A 5371-nucleotide genomic window follows, 5' to 3' on the forward strand; every position below is an offset into this window, starting at 1 on the left:
GCTTTTCTTAGGTGGGAGATAACGGCTGATACGCCCCTGGATAAGTTCTTCTAAGACTCAGCTGGAGATAAGTATTCTTCATAAGCAAACTCCACCTGAGTCTAAGAATCACTTGATATCTAATTTAAAATTTTTGTGTTGTCTTAAAATTAGCTATAAAAAACTAAAAACCCCTTAAATAGAAAAACTATTCAAGGGGTAAAATATTCATTAATTAAATAATAGTAATATTTTCTGCTTGAGGTCCTTTAGCGCCTTTAACCACGTCATAAGAAACTTTTTGTCCTTCTTCAAGTGATTTGTAGCCATCTGAATTTATTTGAGAAAAATGTGCAAAAACATCTGTTCCATCTTCTCCTGTAATAAATCCAAATCCTTTTTCTGCATTAAACCATTTTACTGTACCATTCATATAATGTGTACCTCCGAAATTTTATTATTCTTAAACTAGTTGTAATAATTAACTAACAAAATTTCGATGTCAACATACTATATTTATCTAGTACTAATTGAAATATATGATAATGCATTATTTACTATTAATTTAAGTTACAGTTAATAATAACATAGTTTGTTATATAAAGCAAGTTATTTTTTATATTAAACAGTTTCTTTATCAATTAAACTAATAATAACTCTTGAAATAAACCTCTTGCCAAAGCTATATTTTCTTTATACTTACATCATCCAAAGTTGTGCCTATCCCCCAGCTTTGTGCAGTATCAAATCGTGATATCAAAGCCATGCTGCATGGGAGACCACGATCCACTAACATTGGGTATATTTTTTCTCTAAATACATTTTGCCACTTGTCACGTGGGTGGCACTTTTATCTATTATGTACATGGACATCCATTTGAGGATAAGGAATGCTAATTCCTTCATTATCAAACTCTATTTTAACCTTTTCCATTATATTATAATAAACTTCCCAATAGTCTTCAGTTTTTACCCAAACCTTGAAGAAAAAATTTATTGAGCTGGCACTATGCTGGCCTAATACAATTTGTGGTGCCTGCTCCTTAAGTATTAAAGGGTGATCATTAGCAACTCTTTTTAATATTTCTTTTACTTTGAAAATATCATCTTCGTACCCTACCCCAAATACAAAATCTATCCTTCTAGTAGGATTTGCAGAATAATTTATAGTGCTGCTATTTGCTAAATTAGAGTTTGGTATTATTACCTTCTTATTATCTGGAGTCTGCAAAATAGTATAAAATATATGAATCTCGTCTACTATTCCAGAATGTCCAGCTGACTCAATGTAATCACCTGATTTAAACGGCTTTAGTATTAAAAGAAGTACCCCTCCTGCAAAATTTGATAAACTGCCTTGTAGGGCTAGTCCTACAGCTAATCCAGCAGAACCTATAATAGCTACAAAAGATGTCATTGTAGCGCCTAACATAGATGCCACGGATATTAATAATAATCCCTGAAATGACACTTTTGTAAGTGATAGTAAAAAGGATCTTAAGGACTTATCAAAGCTGAGCTTTTCAAATTTAACTTCCAATATCTGTACTGCCTTTTTAATAATACTCAATCCAACAATTAAAACTACTATAGAGAGTAATATTCTACCACCATAAGTAATTATTAATTGAGTTAAATTATTTAATTTTAAACTTTCTAGTTCCATTTATCTTCCCCCTCCTCTTAATACAATATCACATTTCGACATAATATCACCACTTTAGACAAAATAAATTTATTTTTAAGTTATATACAAATAAAAACACTGGAACTTTCTCCAGTGTTAAAGTATATTAATATTTTATTTAAAAAATTCCATTTTCTACTTATAATATCCTGTCTTTTCATCTCTTACATACTTTAAATTTATCATTTTTCCATACAGTAGCACTGTGACTTTCTGTCACGTGGGTGGCACTATATTTTCTTTATACTTATATCATCCCAATCAATACCGGCTTCTGTGTCCCTATAAAGTGATAATGTAATGTTCTTTGTGCCAGGAGGTATACAAAATACAAATCTTACTCTTGTCCAGGCTGTATCATTACTTACTGTCTTTTTAACTATTTTCAGTTTACTTGGATTATCATAATCGTCTATTTGTACTACACCGATTGTATCTTTGCTGCCATAGGATCTGAACCATCCTTCAAATACGAATTGTTCTCCTGCAACTCCTAATTTATCTAAGTCTGCAATCCTTTGAGTTACTCCTGAATCAGCAGCATCGCTATTTATACGGAGAAAATTATTTCCTGTCCTGCCTGCACTTGTTTCAATAGTCTTTCCAGCCCAATTTTTTGTTTCCTTCCATGCTCCTGGATTAGCTGTTGTTAAACCTTCAAAACTATCATCAACATTTAGTTTAAGTCTACTGCTGCTATTAGGGTCTGCAAAGCAAATTCCAGAAGGCGTTAAGACCTCTATTGAATCCTTATCCCATTGCATTTTTATATAATTTAATAGGGTTTCAAACTCTTCAAAAGTTAAATTACCGGCTTTCCCCAAATTGCCTGCATGACACATTAATTCAATGCCTGATTTATTTTTAATAACTGCATTTATTTCTTCTATTACTGATGAAACTGTTTCTCCACCATCAGAGACAGTTATATGGCCTAATCCGTGATAAATATTCGTTGGTAAAATTCTTTGTGGCTTATACGCATAAGCTTCTGTTAAAGCGTACGTATCCATCAGTAGTTTTCCTGTGGTGCTATTGTAATGGCTTGGCTTGGTTAATCCATTATAAGGTAAATTTTTTGTAGTAGGTTTAACACCAGGAAGTACCCAGCCCACAACTTTTATATCCTGTGCTTCTATTTCTTCTTTTGAAATAACTATTTGACTATAAAGCCCTGAATATCCATTTTTACTATAATCCCTATGATCTGTTCCATGGCTCCATATCTCAACGCCGTTTCGATTCCAATGCCTAATATCATCCCAAGTTGTGCCTTTCCCCCAGCTTTGTGCAGTGTTAAATCGTGAAATCAAAGCCATGCTGCATGGGAGACCACGCTCCACGAGCATTGGGTATATTTTTTCCCTGAATACATTTTGGTAATCATCAAATCTTAATACAACTACCCCTTTTCCAGCTGTACCAATTACTCCACCCTTTGCCATACGTTCTTTTTCTAATAAAGGCAATGATTTGTTATTCGTACTATCAGGTGATTTGGAGTTAGGCTGAGCAGCTTTTATTGAATTATCCTTTACTACTAGTAGATTAGCTTTATTTGTATCTTCATGCATTGTTCTAATTTTCATAGCTCCCACAATAGTAAAAGAAATAATTAATAAACTGACTATACTTATAATACAAGCAGATTTTTTCAAATTTAATACCTCCTTTCTATTATTGACTTAAGCTATTACTCACAAGATGTGAACTACTCATCTCATTTCATCTCTTCATTTTTAATATATTTTTTTATTGTGCCAATTGTTACTCCACCAATTATTATTAAACAATAACTTCTGCTTTAAAATATTTTCCCCATCTACCTGCACTTTTATAAGCCTTGTTGATTTATAATTAAAAAGGTATTACTTATTCCTATATACATAAGTAAAAGGGACTGTCTCAAAATAAAATTTTGAGATAGTCCCTTTTTATATGCAACCTACTTCACAAGCCCTATATCCTAATATATTTACAACTCCTCCACGAACAACATCAACTGCTTTTTTAAATTCTTTTCTTAATTTTTCATTTGAAATGATAATATTTAAATTTGCAAGTCCTACCAAAATATAAATATCCATTTTATGGTCCCACCCCTGGGGTGCCTTATGCTCAACTATATTTTCTTTATACTTATATCATCCCAATCGATACCAGATTCTGTATCCCCATAAAGGGAAAATGTAATGTTTTTTGTGCCAGGAGGTATGCAAAATACAAACCTTTGCCTAGTCCAACCTCTACCCTCACTTACTGCTTTTTTAACTATTTTCAATTTATGAGGATTATCATAATCATTTATTTGTACCACAGCAGTTGTATCTTTGCTGCCATAGGGTCTAAACCATCCTTCAAATACGAATTGCTCTCCTGAAACTCCTAATTTATCTAAGTTTACAATTTTTTGAGTTACTACTGACTGAATAGCACCGCTCTTTATACGCAGAAAATTTTTTCCCGTCCTGCCCGTTCTTGTTTCAATAGTCTTTCCAGTCAAATTTCTTACTCCATTCCATGCCCCTGAATTAGCTGTGGTTAGCCCTTCAAAACTATCATCAGCATTTAATTTAAGTCTACTGCTGCTATCAGGGTCTGCAAAGTAAATTCCAGAAGGAGTTAAAACCTCTATTAATCCCTTATCCCACTGCATTTTTATGTAATTTAATATAGTCTCGAAGTCTTTAAAGGTTAATTTGCCAGGCTTACCTAAATTACCTGCATGACACATTATTTCAATGCCTGATTTATTTTTAATAGCTATATTTATTTCTTCTATTACTGATGAAACTGTTTCTCTGCCATCAGAAGCAGTTACATGACCTAATCCGTGATAAATGTTCATTGGTAAAACTCTTCTTGGACTATATACATAAGCTTCTGTTAATGCGTATGTATTCATCAGTAATCTTCCAGTAGTACTGTTATAATGACTAGGCTTGGTTAGTCCATTATAAGGCAAATTCCTTGTACTTGGTTTAACACCAGGAAGTGCCCAACCCACAACCTTTATACCCTGTACTTCTATTTCTTCTTTTGAAGTAACTATTTGATTGTAAAGTCCTGAATATCCACTTTTACTATAATCCTTATGATCTGTTCCATGACTCCATATCTCAACGCCGTTTCTATTCCACTCTCTAATATCATCCCAAGTTGTGCCTTTACCCCAGCTTTGTGCAGTGTTAAATCGTGATATCAAAGCCATGCTGCATGGGAGACCACGAGCCACGAGCATTGGGTATATCTTTTTTTTGAATACATTTTGATAATCATCAAATCTTAATGCAACTACCCCTTTTCCAGATGTTCCAATTACTCCTCCCTTTGCCATACGTTCTTTTTGTATTAAAAGGGATGATTTGTTATCCTTAATATTAGATAATTGCAAGTTAGCCCTAACAGGTTTTATTAAACTATAGCTTGCTGCTGGTATATTAACTGCATTTGTAGTTTTACTGGTTATTGTAATTTTTATTACCTGCACAATAATAAGAGAAATGATTGCTAAACTTAATATACTCATAATACCAGGAGATTTTTTCAAATATAATACCTCATTTCTATTATCCTAATGTTTTATTTTATCCGATGGCAACCATCCGTAATACTCCCATCACACTCTGTGAAAGCGACTATCACCAAATCATAGATTTGGGATATCTGCTTTTCTTAGGTGGGAGATAACGGCTGATACGCCCC

General features: G+C 33.1%; 5 protein-coding genes. All 5 read right to left on the reverse strand.

From position 1 onward, the window contains the following. Window positions 1-214 precede the first annotated feature (214 nt). Complete coding sequence (locus CRN98_RS17145) at window positions 215-412, reverse strand: cold-shock protein (RefSeq protein WP_097028625.1); 198 nt, start codon at window positions 410-412, stop codon at window positions 215-217. Window positions 413-829: 417 nt separating this feature from the next. Then, a complete protein-coding gene (locus tag CRN98_RS17150; RefSeq protein ID WP_097028626.1) occupies window positions 830-1645 on the reverse strand; it encodes a mechanosensitive ion channel family protein in 816 nt (271 codons plus the stop codon). 251 nt (window positions 1646-1896) lie between these two features. Beyond that, window positions 1897-3324 carry a polysaccharide deacetylase family protein gene (locus CRN98_RS17155; protein ID WP_097028627.1) on the reverse strand — a complete coding sequence of 476 codons (1428 nt, stop codon included), beginning with the start codon at window positions 3322-3324 and terminating at the stop codon, window positions 1897-1899. A gap of 276 nt (window positions 3325-3600) precedes the next feature. Then, window positions 3601-3753, reverse strand: a complete 153-nt coding sequence (locus CRN98_RS17840) for a hypothetical protein (RefSeq protein ID WP_179632228.1) — start codon at window positions 3751-3753, stop codon at window positions 3601-3603. A 35-nt stretch (window positions 3754-3788) separates the two neighbouring features. After that, on the reverse strand, window positions 3789-5195 hold the full coding sequence (locus tag CRN98_RS17160; RefSeq protein WP_179632230.1) for a polysaccharide deacetylase family protein: 1407 nt from the start codon (window positions 5193-5195) through the stop codon (window positions 3789-3791). Window positions 5196-5371: the final 176 nt, after the last annotated feature.

It is taken from the genome of Clostridium peptidivorans (genome assembly GCF_900205925.1).
GTDB classification, from domain to species: Bacteria; Bacillota; Clostridia; order Clostridiales; family Clostridiaceae; genus Clostridium_AK; species Clostridium_AK peptidivorans.

Excerpts from the sequence above, each read along its gene's own strand:
- CRN98_RS17145 (WP_097028625.1), bottom strand. The coding sequence starts at position 412 with ATGAATGGTACAGTAAAATGGTTTAATGCAGAAAAAGGATTTGGATTT.
- CRN98_RS17150 (WP_097028626.1), bottom strand. The coding sequence starts at position 1,645 with ATGGAACTAGAAAGTTTAAAATTAAATAATTTAACTCAATTAATAATT.
- CRN98_RS17840 (WP_179632228.1), bottom strand. The coding sequence starts at position 3,753 with ATGGATATTTATATTTTGGTAGGACTTGCAAATTTAAATATTATCATT.
- CRN98_RS17160 (WP_179632230.1), bottom strand. The coding sequence starts at position 5,195 with ATGAGTATATTAAGTTTAGCAATCATTTCTCTTATTATTGTGCAGGTA.